Annotated in this window: 17 protein-coding genes, 1 pseudogene and 1 riboswitch; of the genes and pseudogenes, 13 read left to right on the top strand and 5 right to left on the bottom strand. The window is 38.8% G+C overall.

Annotated elements, in window-relative coordinates; all coding sequences use genetic code 11:
- Positions 1–115 precede the first annotated feature (115 nt).
- The 4 genes from C6W18_RS11475 (at position 116) to C6W18_RS11460 (ending at position 3523) form a co-directional block, all read left to right on the top strand.
- Positions 116–802 (top strand): response regulator transcription factor, encoded by a 687-nt coding sequence (locus C6W18_RS11475; RefSeq protein ID WP_034322191.1) that lies wholly within the window; start codon positions 116–118, stop codon positions 800–802.
- 3 nt (positions 803–805) lie between these two features.
- Positions 806–2155 (top strand): sensor histidine kinase, encoded by a 1350-nt coding sequence (locus C6W18_RS11470; RefSeq protein WP_105927626.1) that lies wholly within the window; start codon positions 806–808, stop codon positions 2153–2155.
- 66 nt (positions 2156–2221) lie between these two features.
- On the top strand, positions 2222–2911 hold the full coding sequence (locus C6W18_RS11465) for a PepSY domain-containing protein (RefSeq protein WP_105927625.1): 690 nt from the start codon (positions 2222–2224) through the stop codon (positions 2909–2911).
- A gap of 93 nt (positions 2912–3004) precedes the next feature.
- Complete coding sequence (locus tag C6W18_RS11460; protein WP_034322182.1) at positions 3005–3523, top strand: PepSY domain-containing protein; 519 nt, start codon at positions 3005–3007, stop codon at positions 3521–3523.
- Positions 3524–3689: 166 nt separating this feature from the next.
- Here C6W18_RS11460 and C6W18_RS11455 read toward each other — a convergent pair whose 3' ends face one another.
- Both C6W18_RS11455 and C6W18_RS19865 read right to left on the bottom strand, forming a co-directional pair.
- Entirely contained in the window at positions 3690–4982 is a 1293-nt protein-coding gene (locus C6W18_RS11455) for an aminotransferase class V-fold PLP-dependent enzyme (protein ID WP_223251689.1), read from the bottom strand.
- Between the two features lie 52 nt (positions 4983–5034).
- Positions 5035–5187 carry a cation:dicarboxylate symporter family transporter gene (locus C6W18_RS19865; protein ID WP_142392797.1) on the bottom strand — a complete coding sequence of 51 codons (153 nt, stop codon included), beginning with the start codon at positions 5185–5187 and terminating at the stop codon, positions 5035–5037.
- A 177-nt stretch (positions 5188–5364) separates the two neighbouring features.
- Here C6W18_RS19865 and C6W18_RS20080 point away from each other — a divergent pair, with 177 nt between their 5' ends.
- From C6W18_RS20080 to C6W18_RS11440, 3 genes are all read left to right on the top strand, one after another.
- On the top strand, positions 5365–5505 hold the full coding sequence (locus tag C6W18_RS20080; protein WP_180272400.1) for a hypothetical protein: 141 nt from the start codon (positions 5365–5367) through the stop codon (positions 5503–5505).
- Positions 5506–5637: 132 nt separating this feature from the next.
- Positions 5638–5801: riboswitch (M-box (ykoK) riboswitch) on the top strand.
- 207 nt (positions 5802–6008) lie between these two features.
- Positions 6009–7367: a magnesium transporter gene (mgtE, locus tag C6W18_RS11445; RefSeq protein ID WP_105927623.1), complete on the top strand. Its 1359-nt coding sequence runs from the start codon at positions 6009–6011 to the stop codon at positions 7365–7367.
- Positions 7368–7468: 101 nt separating this feature from the next.
- The gene (locus C6W18_RS11440; RefSeq protein ID WP_034322172.1) at positions 7469–7867 is read left to right on the top strand and encodes a metal ABC transporter substrate-binding protein; all 399 of its coding nucleotides are present in this window, start codon (positions 7469–7471) and stop codon (positions 7865–7867) included.
- 137 nt (positions 7868–8004) lie between these two features.
- Here C6W18_RS11440 and C6W18_RS11435 read toward each other — a convergent pair whose 3' ends face one another.
- Positions 8005–8868 carry a LysR family transcriptional regulator gene (locus C6W18_RS11435; protein ID WP_034322170.1) on the bottom strand — a complete coding sequence of 288 codons (864 nt, stop codon included), beginning with the start codon at positions 8866–8868 and terminating at the stop codon, positions 8005–8007.
- A gap of 207 nt (positions 8869–9075) precedes the next feature.
- Between C6W18_RS11435 and C6W18_RS11430 the strand changes: the two genes are divergently transcribed.
- From C6W18_RS11430 to C6W18_RS11420, 3 genes and pseudogenes are all read left to right on the top strand, one after another.
- Positions 9076–9447 (top strand): cupin domain-containing protein, encoded by a 372-nt coding sequence (locus C6W18_RS11430; RefSeq protein ID WP_078061710.1) that lies wholly within the window; start codon positions 9076–9078, stop codon positions 9445–9447.
- 178 nt (positions 9448–9625) lie between these two features.
- Positions 9626–9726 (top strand): annotated as a pseudogene (locus C6W18_RS20630) (IS1595 family transposase); the annotation flags it as partial.
- A gap of 240 nt (positions 9727–9966) precedes the next feature.
- The gene (locus C6W18_RS11420; protein ID WP_105927622.1) at positions 9967–10476 is read left to right on the top strand and encodes a MepB family protein; all 510 of its coding nucleotides are present in this window, start codon (positions 9967–9969) and stop codon (positions 10474–10476) included.
- 166 nt (positions 10477–10642) lie between these two features.
- Here C6W18_RS11420 and C6W18_RS11415 read toward each other — a convergent pair whose 3' ends face one another.
- On the bottom strand, positions 10643–10972 hold the full coding sequence (locus C6W18_RS11415; RefSeq protein WP_034322164.1) for a MerR family transcriptional regulator: 330 nt from the start codon (positions 10970–10972) through the stop codon (positions 10643–10645).
- Between the two features lie 187 nt (positions 10973–11159).
- Between C6W18_RS11415 and C6W18_RS20075 the strand changes: the two genes are divergently transcribed.
- From C6W18_RS20075 to C6W18_RS11405, 3 genes are all read left to right on the top strand, one after another.
- The gene (locus C6W18_RS20075; protein ID WP_167331435.1) at positions 11160–11315 is read left to right on the top strand and encodes a hypothetical protein; all 156 of its coding nucleotides are present in this window, start codon (positions 11160–11162) and stop codon (positions 11313–11315) included.
- A 42-nt stretch (positions 11316–11357) separates the two neighbouring features.
- Entirely contained in the window at positions 11358–11522 is a 165-nt protein-coding gene (locus tag C6W18_RS11410) for a hypothetical protein (RefSeq protein WP_034322162.1), read from the top strand.
- A 359-nt stretch (positions 11523–11881) separates the two neighbouring features.
- Positions 11882–12346, top strand: a complete 465-nt coding sequence (locus C6W18_RS11405) for a MarR family winged helix-turn-helix transcriptional regulator (RefSeq protein WP_105927621.1) — start codon at positions 11882–11884, stop codon at positions 12344–12346.
- 233 nt (positions 12347–12579) lie between these two features.
- Here C6W18_RS11405 and C6W18_RS11400 read toward each other — a convergent pair whose 3' ends face one another.
- On the bottom strand, positions 12580–15003 hold the full coding sequence (locus tag C6W18_RS11400) for an EAL domain-containing protein (protein ID WP_105927620.1): 2424 nt from the start codon (positions 15001–15003) through the stop codon (positions 12580–12582).
- Between the last annotated feature and the right edge of the window lie 37 nt (positions 15004–15040).

Genomic DNA, 15040 nt, shown 5'->3' with positions numbered 1-15040 from the left:
TGTTTATCAATATTCATATGAAAAATAAGATGTGAAGTTTGTGACTGTTCCAAATGCGAAAGGCAACATATAATAATGGAAAGACAAGCCTGCCTTTTAGATAGGAGAGATAGAGATGAACAAAGGGAAGATACTCGTGATCGAAGATGAAAAGAAAATTGCAAGGGTGCTGTCACTTGAACTTGAATATGAAGGATATGAGGTCACCGTCAAAGATACAGGCATGAGCGGACTCCAGGCTCTTGAAGAAGATAGCTTCGATTTAGTGCTGCTTGACGTCATGCTTCCAGAATTAAGCGGCCTTGAGGTGCTTAGAAGGGTTCGAAAGACAAATACAGTCACGCCCATTATTTTGATTACAGCAAGAGGGAGTGTTCCTGATAAGGTAAGCGGCCTTGATCTTGGGGCAAATGATTATATTACAAAGCCTTTTGACATAGAAGAATTATTAGCGCGAATTCGTGCGCAGCTGAGATTCAATATAAGTGCGCAAGAAGAAAAGGAAACAGAATTGAGCATAGCAGATCTGACCGTCAATGAGAAAACAAGAGACATACAAAGGGGCGGACAAATGCTTGAGCTCACACCGAGAGAATATGACCTGCTTGTCCACTTGCTGAAACATCAGCAGCAAGTGCTCACAAGGGATCAGCTTTTAACAGCCGTTTGGGGCTTTGATTACTTCGGTGACACAAATGTTGTGGATGTCTATATTCGCTATTTAAGAAAAAAAGTCGACTACCCATTTGAAAAACAGCTGATTCACACAGTGAGAGGTGTGGGTTATGTGATGAAAGGATAAAGAATGAGATTAAAAAATAAAATCCAGCTTTATACGTCGCTGTCTTTGTTTTTAATGGTGCTGCTGTTTCATACAGCCATTTATTTTATTTTTTCGATGACCTTGACGCAAAAAGATATGTCTCGTCTATCTGAGGTGGCCGAAAATATTGCTATTGCTCTAAAAAAATCAGAAGAAGAGGGCCTTCCATCCTCGGAGCTACTGAAGGCGTACCTGCCTCAAAATGGCATGATCCGTGTCGTGACAGAAAAGGACCAATCGAAGCTAACTATCACAAAGGAATCAACGTTTAGCTCACTGCCTTTTACATATGAATCTGGTCAGACAGCAGAAATTAAAGAATACAACAAGCAGATGATTGCGTTCGCTGCTATTCCAGTCATTTGGACAAATGGTGAGATTGTGTCGCTTCAATTATATGAAGAAATCGAAAATACGGAAGAGAATTTGGCGTTATTAAGAATGATTTTAATCGCTACTGGCGTTTTAATTATTGTGCTTTCCTATTTTACTGGCCACATTTTAACAAAACAAATCGTCCGCCCTATTAGTAGAATGACCAATACAATGAAGGCAAGTATGAAAGAGAAGGCGTTTAAACGAATCAAACTAGCAGGCGATTCAAAGGATGAATTGTATCAAATGGGACAAACCTTTAATGAAATGTCAGAAATACTCGAGAAACATTATGAGAAAGAGCAACAATTCTTGCATGATGCCTCTCATGAATTGAAGACACCGATTACCGTTATTATGAGCTACAGTAATTTACTAAAACGCTGGGGACAGACACGTCCAGAGGTTGTAGAAGAATCCTCTCAAGCGATTCATGATGAAGCGAAAAAAATGAAAAGACTGACAGATCAATTATTAACACTTGCGAAAAATGGTCAACCGCTATACTTGAACATGAAGCCAGTTGATCTTGGTCATTTATGCAAGCAGGTATGTCATACACTTGAAGTCGCAACTAATCGAAGCATTCATCCTGATGTGCAAACAAATCAGCCGCTCGTCGCTGAGGGAGATGAAGAGAAAATCAAACAGCTTTTGACCATCTTAATTGACAATGCGGTTAAATATAGTGCAGAGCCAGTTGGTGTGACCTGCGGGAGAGCAGGAGACAAGCCGTTTATTTCAGTCATTGATAAAGGTATTGGCATAAAAGAAGAGGATCTGCCGAAAATCTTTGACCGCTTTTTCCGTGTGGATGAAGCGAGAAACAGTGAGACGGGCGGAACCGGACTGGGTCTTTCAATTGCGAAGCAAATTGCTGAAGAGCACGGGGCTGAACTAAAGGTAGACAGCCGTATAGGCGACGGGACAACCATGACCATTCTTTTTCAGAAATAAATAGGTCTTTTCTCATCAATTTCTCATTTCCTCCTTATAAAATAGGAAATAGGAAGGAGGCGCTGCATGTCTAGAAAAATGAAAATGGTGCTTGCGCTCGCAGGATGTCTCGTCATTCTTGCGGCCTTTGCAATGCTTATGATTCAAACCATTGATCAAAAATTATTAAGTGAAGCAGAAATCAAAAAAATCATCGCAAAAGACTACAATGGAAACATTACAAATATTGATTTAATCAATCATAAACAGGACTATACATTGACGCTGGAAAATTCAAATGGCATCTATCAAATCATTGCATCTTCTGCAAGCGGTCAAATGAAAGAAATCAAACAGTTAAAAAGCTATCAAAAGCCAAATGAAAAAAATGCTGCACTGCAAGCAGAAGAAGCGGCCGTTAAAAAAGTGAACGGAACCGTGATCCAAAAGAAAGAGAAGTCAGATCGTTTTATCTTTACGATCCAATCAAAAAAAGAATTATATCAAGTGGCTGTCGATAAACAAACCTTTAAGGTGATAGAAGCAGAAAAGAAAAAAACAACCTCTAAAGAAAAGAAGCTGACGAAAATCACGGTGGAAGAAGCCATTCAAATCGCCATAAAAGAAGTCGGGGGGACAGTGGATGATGCAGATCTTGAAACATTTAGCGGCATGCTCGTGTTTGAGGTGGAGCTAGATTTGCCTGATGGTAGAGAGGCAGAGGTGCTTGTGAACGCGTATACAGGAGACATTGAAGGCATTACGTACGAAAACTAATCCTTTTCTCATGATATTCTCATGTTTCTTTCCTTCCTTTATCATCTTGTTTTATTAAGATAAAGGAGAAATCAAACAGAGGAGGAAATGAACATGATGAAAAAAGTACTAGTAGCTACAGCATTAACAGGAACTCTTGTCGCAGGTGGTTTCACACTTCAAGCGCAAAATACAAATCAAACAGCAAACGCCGAGCAAGTGGTGCAAAAGAAATCATCGTTTGTCTCAAAGAAACAAGCTGAAAAAGCAGCATTAAAAGTTGTGAAAGGCTATGTGGATGATGTGGACCTTGAGCGTAAAAAAGGAAAATGGGTGTATGAGGTCGAGATTAAAAAAGGCGGCTTTGAATATAAAGTATATGTCGATGCAAAAACAGGAAAAGCGCTGAATGATCCAGTGAAAGAAAAGAAACAAAATGTGAAAATCACCAAAAAGCAGGCTGAACAAATTGCCCTTGCAAAAGTAAAAGGCACAGTTACAGATTCAGATTTAGATAAAGAAAATGGTGTGTACATTTATGAAGTTGAAATCACTACACCAGGCGGCGAGGAAGTTGATTTTGAGATTTCCGCTAAAACAGGCAAAATCCTGAAGCAAGAATGGGATGATTAATCGGCCTGCAATCCTAAGATAAATTTTTATGCGGTCTGAACCATTTATCCATCATGGATAGCTGGTTCAGACCGCTATTTTTGCTTAAATGATTGTATACAAGTGCAAATGAATATCAACTTTTAAACTGAATAGCTTACTTCCATGTATCTGTACACCAAGCATGTTAATGCTTTTTATGTTGACTGCTTATCATTTCAGTTGTTCTTAAAAACGTCTCAATCTCTTGAATATGATGACAATGGAGAGGTGATATTCTAATAGCTCCTTTCATTCCAAAGGAATCCAGCATCCTTTTAGAATAAATGCTTGTATTCACCCTTTCATATACGATCACACCATGCTGTTCATATTGTCTTACTGCATCCTCATGGTTTGTTCCTTCTATTGATATGGCTACGATGAAATCTTTTTTTGATAAATCATGGTCATCAAGATGCACGGTAACGCCTTCGATCTCTCTTAGCCCTTTTACGTTGGGTGTCCCGTCTAGCATTATTTTTAATAAAGATCTTTCTTGTTTTGCGATAGCTTCCATACCTGCTGCAAATAACTGTCGTCTGGCATTCACTGTCGTAAAATGACCACCAAGCCAGCACACATAATCAACAATTGCGCTAATAGCCGCATAATGTGCAGGTGCTGGACTTCCTAGCTCCCATTCAGTTTCTTTCTTTCCTTTTAACTTATGATGAGGGAGAAGAGCAGCTCTTTCCGATAAATAAGCAACCCCGCAGCCTCTAACACCAAAAAATTTATATGGGGCAAAATTTATCACATCAACAGGTGTTTTTTCAATGTCAATTAAACCATGAGGTGCATGTTGAACGGCATCAACAATGATAAATAAGTTTGGGTTCTTTTTTCTTGCCTCTTGTACAATTTGTTCAATGTCTAAAATAGCACCAGAGATATTCGAAGCATAGATGACACTTAGAAGAACAGTATCTTGATCGATTAATGCCAAGATGTCTTCTGCGTTCACTCCGCCTGTTAAAGGATTAGACTTGGCCACTCTCAGCTCCTTGTTTAATTTATTTGCATAAAAACTAGCTGCGTCATAAGCTGCTGGATGTTCTAAGGATGTTGTGACAATATTTGTTCCTTGAATATGTTCTGCAATGACACCCGTAGTTTGAAAGATAGCCTGTGATGCTGTCAGATATGTGGCGAAGCTTCCTTGTTTAACGTTAAAAATGGTTTGAAGATCAACAATCCCTTTTTTCTGGATATCAATCAAGTGTTTTGCAGTTTTATGATTTCTTTCAGAACAATCTGGGATGCCTTCAATGATTGAAAATATATGATTTGCCTGTTTTAGACGAAGAGAGCCACCTGCATTATCAAAAAAAAGCCGTTCCTTTTTGAGGATAGGATCCTCATCAATATATAAAAAATGTTCTCTTACTTTTTTTAATAAATCATTTGAAAAGTGCATGTTTAGTTTAGTTTCATTCATCATCATATCCCCCAATATTCATTTCTTATACTTAGTATTATACATTGTGTGATCAATCAATGGTGGTACCTCTCTCAGCGACGGTTGCCAGTGCATTGCCAATGATATTAGTTGTTGTTCTCGCCATGTCCATGATAGAATCAGCTGTCATTAAAAGAGCAATCCCTTCCAGTGGAAGCCCAATGAATGTAGATGTAAGAAACAAAAGTTAAGTAAAAATGGAACGAAGATGAATCTAATGAGAGCTAGAACTGTAATGATTATGTTTGAAAACATATACCGCATCTTTATGAGCTCAGCTGTTTTATACAAATCACTCTTTACACTTTTATGTGTAAGGTTTTTTCATTAGGACAAACTACGGGAAAGGAGGCGAGAGAATATGAAGAAAAAAGAAGAAGAACAGACAATGGACTATGCGGAATATGTTCCGCATCCTGATGGAGAAGGATATGCTTTGTTTTTGCATGATTCCTTTCATCTCCTCTCCCAAGAGGATATGAATCAGCCGGAAGAGGAATAAAATGCATGAAAGGGCGATGGTCAACTTGTCTATCGCTCTTTTTTTTGAAAAGTAAGCGAATACATGACGAGACTTGGCATCTTGCTTATTGACATCATTACGCTTTTTCTGTAATCTCAGTGTGTTAACAATATGAGACTTCGTTAGGTGAGGCTCCTGTATGGAGATACGCTGCTGCCCAAAAATGTCCAAAGACGCCAATGGGTCAACAGAAATCATCGACATAAGGTGATTTTTAATGCAGCTGGATTTATCCTATGCCATACAGTGCTAAAGCTCTACGATTGAAGGAGCAAGTGTTTATTTTGCCATGCTTACAAAGCGCCTTCATTCGGTTGAAGGTGCTTTTTTATAAGAAAAGGAGGTGTGGGGATGGATCATCCCGATTCGAGACACATAGAGATTATGTCAAAAGATCAAATTGAGACATCAGATAGAGGAGATCCTGACCCCACACGTTCTAAGGGATTCGGGTATCTCCTGACTTTGGGGAGGTAACAGCAATGATACAGAACATTACGTACGATGAACTCATTTTAAGAATCATTATTTTATTAAGAGATGGAAAACGCAAAGAATTTAAAAACATTATGGAAGAGCTTCAGCCGTATGATATGGCCTATTTATTTAAAGAGCTTCCAGAAAAACACCGCGGACGCTTTCTCAGTTTTTTAACGGTCGATGATGTAACGGAAATGATGGGTGAGCTTGAGCGGGAATATCAAGAGATCATTCTTGAAAAAGTAGGGAAAGACAAAGCTACCTTCGTTACAAACAAAATGGATAACGATGACTTAGCCAACTTGTTTGATGAAATGGATGATGAGCTAAAAGATCAGCTTTTATCAAACATGGAAGCGGAGGAATCAAAGGCCGTCCAGCTTTTGATGAATTACCCTTCAGAGACAGCAGGCCGGATCATGACCAACCGGTATGTATGGATTCCTCAGCATTATACAGTTCAGGATGCGGTTGTGAAGCTGAAAAGTTTTGCTGAAATTGCAGAATCGATTAACTACTTATATGTGATCAATGATCAAAAACAGCTTGTAGGTGTCCTCTCATACCGTGACCTTATTTTAGGTGAACCGGATGAAAAGGTGCAGGATCTCATGTTTACAAGAGTCATTGCTGTCGGAGCATTTCAAGACCAGGAAGAAATTGCAAAGCTGATTGAACGGTATGATTTCCTCGCCATTCCTGTTGTGGAAGAGAACAATGTCCTTGTCGGAATTGTCACAGTCGATGATATCATTGATGTCGTCATTCAAGAGGCAGGCGAAGACTATGAGAAGTTTGCTGCCTCTGGTAAAGATATCACGTTTGAAACACCGTCATTTGTTGCGGCATACCGCCGTCTTCCATGGCTGATTTTACTTTTATTCATTGGGCTCATTTCAGGCAGTATATTAAATTTCTTTGAAGATACGCTTCAGCAAGTTGTTGCTCTTGCTTTCTTCATGCCGATGATTGCAGGGATGACAGGGAATACAGGTACACAGTCTCTTGCGGTCGTTATTAGAGGGCTTTCAAAAGAAGAATTAACGAAAAAAACCATTATGCGCCTTATTTTTAGAGAGCTGAGAACAAGTATTTACATTGGGATTGTCTGTTCAATCATTATTACAGTTGTCGCGATGGTTTGGCAGGGCAATATGATTTTAGGCTTTGTGGTTGGTTCCTCGCTCCTTGCGACACTCATTATTGGAACAATGGCAGGTACTATCGTGCCCATTATTTTACACAGATTAAACGTGGATCCGGCTATTGCATCTGGACCGCTGATTACAACATTGAATGATATTTTATCACTGCTGATCTATTTTGGCATTGCCACAGCGTTCCTTCATACACTGATGTAGCAAAAAGACTGTAAAACGTGACGTTTTACAGTCTTTTTTGAATAAAGATTGCATATAGCGCTTTCATCCTTTACATTTTAAGGAGAAGGTGGGAGAGAAATATGAAGAAGTTCTTATTCATTTTGATGTGTATTCTTTTGCTGAGTGCATGTCAAAGGGAAGACGAAGGGAAAGACAGGAGGCTTGTTGCTGCAGAGCGTATGCTTGAAGCCATCACCGAAGGAAATAAAAGAAAAATGGAAGATGTCTACGTCGAAGGTGCGGTCCCGAGCCCGGATGACATGTTGAAACTGAAAAAAGAATGGGGCATAGACAGGCTTTCTTATGAGGATTTTCAATTGGAAGAAGCCAGCATTCACGTGTTCCATGCAAATTATGAAGATACAAAAACCGGGAAGAAAAAGGCACTTGCCCTCCGGGTGAAAGAAGATCCAGAAAAAGGCGGCGTGCTGATTGACTTTGTAGGGGTCGTTGAAGGAACTGATGCTTCCTCTAAATAAAAAAATCATTCAAAAGCCATAATAAATGTCAAATTATATGATTTAAAAGGATAGAAGAGCTGAAATAACCGTGCTCTATCTATCCTCTTTTTTTGCCATAAATGATCTTGTTTACTAAAACCACTATCTGTCACCGATCACATATTAGTTATGCCCATCAACTCCATAAATCGTGAGAGAGCACTGGTCATGTAAGAATCGCGACGTCTTATCAATACAGTGGGCACTATTCTATGTGGGTCCGGTAATGGATGACAGGTAAATCTGCCTTGCACCCGAGATTCAACCATAGATTTTGGTAATACAGTGACTCCTAGCCCATTTTCTACGCATTTAAGGACACCCTCTAAAGTACCATATTCCATTACCTTCATAGGAGCAAAGCCATTGCTCTCTAGCCATTGCTGCCAACGTCCCAAATAGATGCAATGCGCAAATGACGAGAGCAACGGTTCATGTAAAATTGATTCTACCTGGAATTGCTCCTGAGAGTAGCTTGTAATTAGAACTAGGGATTCCTCCAATACAGGGTACTCAATAATTTCTGGATGAAGAATTGGACCATCTACCAATGCGCCGTCTACCTTGTAGTTGAGAATGGCACTCACCTGATCTACAGTAGGTGCCATATACATGCTCAATTCTACTTGTGGAAAATTCTTATGATATTCTGCAAAAATTTTTGGCAATCTTGTAGAAGCAGTTGACTCTATAGCCCCAATGTGTAAAGTTCCCCGCGGAGTAGAGGAAAGTTGTACTGCCTCTATCGCTTCTTCGAAATCATAGAGTAATTTGTTTACATATGGCAACAGTTCACGTCCTGCAGGCGTTAAGGATATCTTCTTGTGATATCGATATAGAAGAGGAACACCTAATTCTTGTTCAAGACGTTGTATTCGTGCAGTGACATTTGACTGCACATAATTTAATTTCTTAGCAGCTTTTGTAATGCTTTGTTCAATGGCTACTGCTTTAAATACTTCCAAAGATTTAATATCCAAAACAACTCTCCTTTTTTTGCATCACTAATTATGATGATCTATATACTATTTTTTGATTTTACGTGATCCACTGAAGTATGTAAACTTAATTATACAAGAGGGTTTTGCGTACCTTGTTATTTAATCGTGAGGAGGGGAATGGAAGAAAGGTGATTTTATCCAGGAAAAGAAAAAACACACGTTTCCAATTAATGAGGAGGGGATCTATTGATTTCAAAGGTGAATGTCCAAGAAAAATTTTTGCAAATAAATGATTATTGGAATCCTAGAATAAGCGGAGAGTTGAACGACTCATACATTAAAATGGTAAAGATTAAGGGTGAATTCATTTGGCATCATCATGATGACGAGGACGAAATGTTCTTTGTATGTAAAGGGCATCTGGTCATCCGTTTTAGGGATAGTGAAATAGCTCTTAATGAAGGAGAGTTTATTGTGATACCTAAAGGAATTGAACATCAGCCAATTGCTGAAGAGGAAGTTCATTTGCTATTAATCGAACCCAAAACGACTCTAAACACGGGGAATGTGGTCAATGAACGAACCGTTTCGATTCCTGAACGAATGAATGAACACTAGATCATTGCACTTAACAGGTGCTTTAGTTCAAAAAGAGGCAGCAATCGCTGTCTCTTTTTACTACTTCACCATATATTCCCGCTTTTACGGTGCACAGATATGCAACTAACTATAGACTATGAAAGGAATAAAACACGAGACGATCAATGCACGTAATAAAGAGTATGTCCGACATAAAATTTATCACGTTCAGCACGTTAATATAGTTATCATCGACGATTAAAAGATTGGATGGAACGATTTAATGGGGTAGCAACGAAATACCTAAACGGGTATTTGATATAGCATTGTTCTTAGAATTTAATAGGAAATTTGCCTCTAAATAAAATGTGAATGAAATGTTGTTGAACGCCTGCAAAAAAGCAAATTTCACAACTTTAATCGATATTAGAAATTTCAACTGATGTATTTTGCTTATATAGCTTATTTCACTAAGTTTGAATTTGGTATTGCGTTCAAATTAAGATAATGTTGATTTCAAGAGTGTTGGAATTAGTGTGAAATAAGGGGTGTAAAGCAGTGAATGAATTTTATAATGTGTTAACATATGTAAATAAAATGTTTGATGAACCTAATCATTTGTCCTTAAAAGCTGTCCGAGAAGAAGTCCAAAATTCGGATTATGGGGCTGGTTTGTTTCAGCTAAATTCAAAATCAATTAGATTTAGAGTCGCAAAAATAACGCCTACTAAGATAGGACAGTTTGTTGCTTTTTGGGAAAAAGATGAGGGAAATAAAAACCAACCCTTTTCATATGAAAAAGCTACGGATTTATTAGTGATCAATACCTTTACTAGTGAAAATGATTTTGGTCAATTCGTTTTTCCGAAAGAAGTTCTTCTAAAACACAATATTCTTAAAACAGATACTACAAAAGGAAAAATGGCAATTAGAGTTTACCCTAGCTGGGAAAATCCCGCTAGCAAACAAGCTATCGAAACACAGAAATGGCAATTAGAATATTTTGTTGGCATGAACAATACAAATAGTTTGCCAGTACAAGAGCTATTAAAACTATACTCTAACTAAAATAACTCTAAGCTGTAAAAGGTTGCGAATTTATAAACTTAAACTGCCAAGGGCTCTAGTTTGATAACGGAGACAGCAAAAACGCTGTCTCTTTTTCATTAAGCCATTAGCAACAATCCATACGAACAAAGCCTTAATTTTAAAGAGTAAGCGATTCTTTATTTGTTTATCGATTCTTGTATCGGAAGTGTGCGTTAATCTGGCCTTCCAGCATTTTTTTCTTATATTGTCCGCTTTTTAATGCTTGTTCTTTTTTCTTCATGTCTTTTAAAATTTCAGCTGTCTGCACTCCGTCTTCCCTTTTATTGGCGATGTCCATTAAACGTTCAACATCTGCAAATGAATATTTCCGTGTGCCTCTTGTTGAGCGCTGGGGATAGATGAGTTTACGTTCCTCATAATATCGGATTTGCCTGACAGAAAGTCCTGTTAATTCACTGACAATCCCGATTGAAATGACTTTTTTATCTTTATAAGATACATCTTCCTGCGTCATATACTCACCCCTGCAAGTCTTTTCTTCATATTATATAGAACGACAAGTAAAAAAACCTAACGTTTGTTAGAAAATATAACACAAAAATGAAAAAAACGAAAAAACAATGGGAGGAAACTTAACATTATATGTGCAAACCATCTCATGAGCACATATAATTGAATTGAAAAAGGAGGAGGAGCATATGATGGAGCAAACACAGATCATTCGTATGGCAAAAGAAATCATCGCGTTAGATATGAAGAGGGATGAATTGCTTGAGCAATTCATGCAGGCTGCAGGTCAGAACGCACATGCTCTTCTAAGAGCCGTACAAAATGATTTGTATAAAAGGTCTTCATAAGCACCCGATCCACATCAATTGATAGGAGGGAGGGGATATTCGGTGCGACGTATATTAAAAGAAGCTTTAGCGAAAGAAAGACGTTATTATACGAAGCAGCTGTGTTCGTTAGGGGTTTACAGCCCTGATATGACCAAAAACATGACAATTAGTGACTTAAAAAAAGAGTATCATTTCTTTTTCAACAAAACAGAGCGCTATCTGTAAAAATCCCTTGAAATGTGCACGCGTCACATAGAGGGTTCTTTTTTTGCGTATTCAATATTATAGCAATATTGAATTTTGTAGAAATTTGACGAATTAACTGCAAGAAAACATAGAGTCTTTACAGATTATGTTAAAATGTGTCGTAACTTGATGGTTTGCTAAAAAAGCTTTTTTTCGAGATGATTGTGAAAAATAAGAAGGATTTTAAAAGTTTATATCGAAATCTTATACATAACACGAATGGAGTCACTTATGTGGTTGAAAGGGTTTTCAAAAACGTACTTCTATTTTTTACGAAAGGCTCCAACTGCACCGCAAGAAAGCCTTGAAGTTAAAAAAATATTATAAGAGGTAGATATGTGATGAGACTATCGTTTAATGAAGAAGAAGTAGAACGTTCAATGACGCTTTACAAGGTTTTTGCAAGAGCATTTAAAAGCGTTTCAGAACACAGTATTAGAGACAGCAAAGAGCATGGGTTTAATCCAACTGAATTTGCCGTTCTTGAATTGCTGTACACAAGAGGTGCTCAAAAGCTTCAGCAAATCGGTTCAAGACTCCTGCTTGTCAGCGGGAATGTTACGTACGTAATTGACAAATTAGAACGAAATGGTTTCATTGAAAGAGAACAGGACCCTAAGGATAAACGGTCGGTTTATGCCCATTTAACAGATAAAGGGCGCAATTATCTTGATAAGATTTACCCGATCCATTCTCTTCGTATTGCGCGGGCGTTTTCTGGTCTGACGCGTGAAGAACAAGAGCAATTGATTAGTCTTCTGAAAAAAGCAGGCATTCACAGTCAGCATTTATTATTTAGATAAAACGAAAAGGTGCCATGGTTGGCGCCTTTTAGATTGTTGACAAAGGGCTAAAATGATGTTGAATTTAGCCCTTTGTCTTTTTTAACTTATCGTGATAGAAAACCTTTGAAGTCTAGGAAGGGCGAGCACCGGAGCGGAGCGAATTTGACATTCGTGAGGACCGGAGCGCAGACCTGACAAAGAATGCGAGGGTTTGTCTATACGCTGAAAGGTGCCAGGATTGGCACCTTTTTTTATGTGTCCAGCTCATATGCAGGATAGGCGATGAATTTCTCAATATCGCTTGCTGGAAGGGGCTTTGCATAATAAAAGCCTTGCAAATCGTCACAGCCCTGCGCAGATAACAGCTGCGCTTGTGCGAAGGTTTCAACGCCTTCTGCAATGACTTCGAGAGATAATTGATGCCCCATCGCTATAATGGCACCTGTGATCTGTTCAGACTTTGAATCACTTAGAATATCCTCAATGAAGGATTTGTCGATTTTCAGTCGATGAATTGGTAAATCCTTTAAATAGCTTAAGGAGCTGTGACCTGTACCGAAATCATCAATGCTAATGCGAACGCCAAGCTGCTTCAGCGACGTAAGCACCTGTTTTGATTGCTTGATGTTGTCCATTGTCATACTTTCTGTGACTTCAAGTTCCAGCAGTGACGGCTTAAGGTCGTATTTTTTCAGTGTCAGCTTGATCAAATCGATTAAGTCTTCAGAATTGAATTGTTTAGCAGATAAATTGACGGCCACAGGAATCTTTAAACCAGTGTCATACCAAATTTTTGCCTGCTTACACGCGGTATCAATGACCCATCTGCCAATATCAATGATAAGGCCTGATTCCTCGGCTAGTTCAATAAATGCTTCAGGTGACTTTAAGGTACCGTCTGGCGCTCTCATTCTTAAAAGGGCTTCAACCCCTGTCATCTTTCTTGTTTTGGCACTGATTTGAGGCTGATAGTGAAGCACAAACTGCTCTCTTTGAATGGCATCTCTTAACTCCAGCTCTCGATTTAACCTGTCTTCACTCGATCTTTCCATTGATTCGGTGAAGAACTCATAACGGCTTTGCTTATGTTTTTTGGATAAATACATCGCCATATCTGCTTTTCTCATCAGTTCCATCCCGTCTTTTCCATTTTGCGGAGAGATCGCGATTCCAATACTGATAGATGTAATGAGCTGATGATTCTGGATGAAAAAAGGGCGTTCAAATTGCCGGATGATATTTTTAGAAAGCTGTTCAATTTTATATGTATCATGCTCCATGTGAGGGAAAATCATTAAAAATTCATCTCCGCCAATTCTAGCAATAAAGCCATTATCCGGTAAACATTGCGTCAGTCTGTTTGCAGCGCCTTTGAGCAATAAGTCCCCTATGTTATGACCAAGTGCATCATTAATAATTTTAAACCGATTCAGGTCAAGAAAAAGAACAGCCGTTGATGTCCTTGTCTCTCCTTGAGCGGATAGAACATCATTTAAATGATTGATGCCGTGACGCCGATTTGGAAGCTCAGTTAATGCATCATAATGTGCCATCACATGAATTTCTTTTTCTGCAATCCGCTGCTGCGTTAAATCCTTTAACACAAGATAAATGCTGTCAAGTGTATTGTTGACGTGAACAGGTATGTAAGTAACATGGTAATAATAAAAGCGATCTGCTGTTTTCAATTCTGCTTCACGTGTGATGGCCTTCTTAGATTGGTAAATAAATTCTTCCCACATCTCATTTGGCATCACGTATTGGCTGACATCATCACCGATCCAGAAATTGCACATTTTTAAAATGTGCTTACCTGAGTCATTGGCAGAAAGTACCTTTCGATCGACTGATAACACGATAATGCCATCGATATTATGTTTGATGAGTGATTGGAACCGCTGTTCATTTTCCTTTAGCTTATCTGACTGCTTCATGATTCGGTGATCAATATAGGCGCCAAAAATCATCAGCGTTTGGACAATAAGAGTCATTAAACCAATGAAAATAGATAGACTGAATGGCGACATTTCAAGAGAACCACCCGCAGCGACCCGCCCATCTGAATGAAAAAACATGGTAGAAGCAGCCATACCGGTATAATGCATACCAGCAATAGCAACACCCATCATGAGTGCGCCAGCTATTTTTAACAGATGATCCGCCTGTCTTTTCTCAGATCGATGGAGCCGAAAAAAGAGATTTAACGAAAAGAAAGAAGCGAGCGCAGCAATGAAAAACGAAAGAAAAAAGAGGACTGGATCATAGCTAATTGAGACATTGGCCATTGATTCCATTCCGAGATAATGCATGCTGCACATAGCTGATCCCATAGTGATTGAACTAATCAGCAGTCGCCTTGTGGAGAGCTGTTGCTGAATACATATCGAAAAAGCGATCAAAGAACCGATAAAAGATGCTAAAATCGATAAAATCAGTAAGGGAGTTTCGTATGTGATGCCTACACGCATGTGAAATGCCATCATACCGATAAAGTGCATCGACCATATCCCCATTCCCATGATCATTGCACCAATGATCAGCCATACCTTTTTCTTTGCGCCGCTTGACTGTATCACTCGGCTGGCTAAATGAAGAGCTGAGTAGGAGGCGACAACGGCGACAGCGACTGACAGAAAGACAAGCCATCCGTTGTAGCTTCCTGTTAAATGTGTCATGTGAGAAAACCTCCTGTATCCTAAAAACAGACATATA

This window comes from Bacillus sp. LLTC93 (genome assembly GCF_002993125.1).
Classification (GTDB): domain Bacteria; phylum Bacillota; class Bacilli; order Bacillales; family Bacillaceae; genus Bacillus; species Bacillus zhangzhouensis.
Note: the sequence above shows the minus strand (reverse complement) of the source record. Positions and strands in the feature narration are given on the sequence as shown.

Bases quoted from the DNA above. Each gene is read 5' to 3' on its own strand.
- C6W18_RS11475 (WP_034322191.1), top strand. From the start codon at position 116: ATGAACAAAGGGAAGATACTCGTGATCGAAGATGAAAAGAAAATTGCA.
- C6W18_RS11470 (WP_105927626.1), top strand. From the start codon at position 806: ATGAGATTAAAAAATAAAATCCAGCTTTATACGTCGCTGTCTTTGTTT.
- C6W18_RS11465 (WP_105927625.1), top strand. From the start codon at position 2,222: ATGTCTAGAAAAATGAAAATGGTGCTTGCGCTCGCAGGATGTCTCGTC.
- C6W18_RS11460 (WP_034322182.1), top strand. From the start codon at position 3,005: ATGATGAAAAAAGTACTAGTAGCTACAGCATTAACAGGAACTCTTGTC.
- C6W18_RS11455 (WP_223251689.1), bottom strand. From the start codon at position 4,982: ATGAATGAAACTAAACTAAACATGCACTTTTCAAATGATTTATTAAAA.
- C6W18_RS20080 (WP_180272400.1), top strand. From the start codon at position 5,365: ATGAAGAAAAAAGAAGAAGAACAGACAATGGACTATGCGGAATATGTT.
- mgtE (WP_105927623.1), top strand. From the start codon at position 6,009: ATGATACAGAACATTACGTACGATGAACTCATTTTAAGAATCATTATT.
- C6W18_RS11440 (WP_034322172.1), top strand. From the start codon at position 7,469: ATGAAGAAGTTCTTATTCATTTTGATGTGTATTCTTTTGCTGAGTGCA.
- C6W18_RS11415 (WP_034322164.1), bottom strand. From the start codon at position 10,972: ATGACGCAGGAAGATGTATCTTATAAAGATAAAAAAGTCATTTCAATC.
- C6W18_RS20075 (WP_167331435.1), top strand. From the start codon at position 11,160: ATGGAGCAAACACAGATCATTCGTATGGCAAAAGAAATCATCGCGTTA.
- C6W18_RS11400 (WP_105927620.1), bottom strand. From the start codon at position 15,003: ATGACACATTTAACAGGAAGCTACAACGGATGGCTTGTCTTTCTGTCA.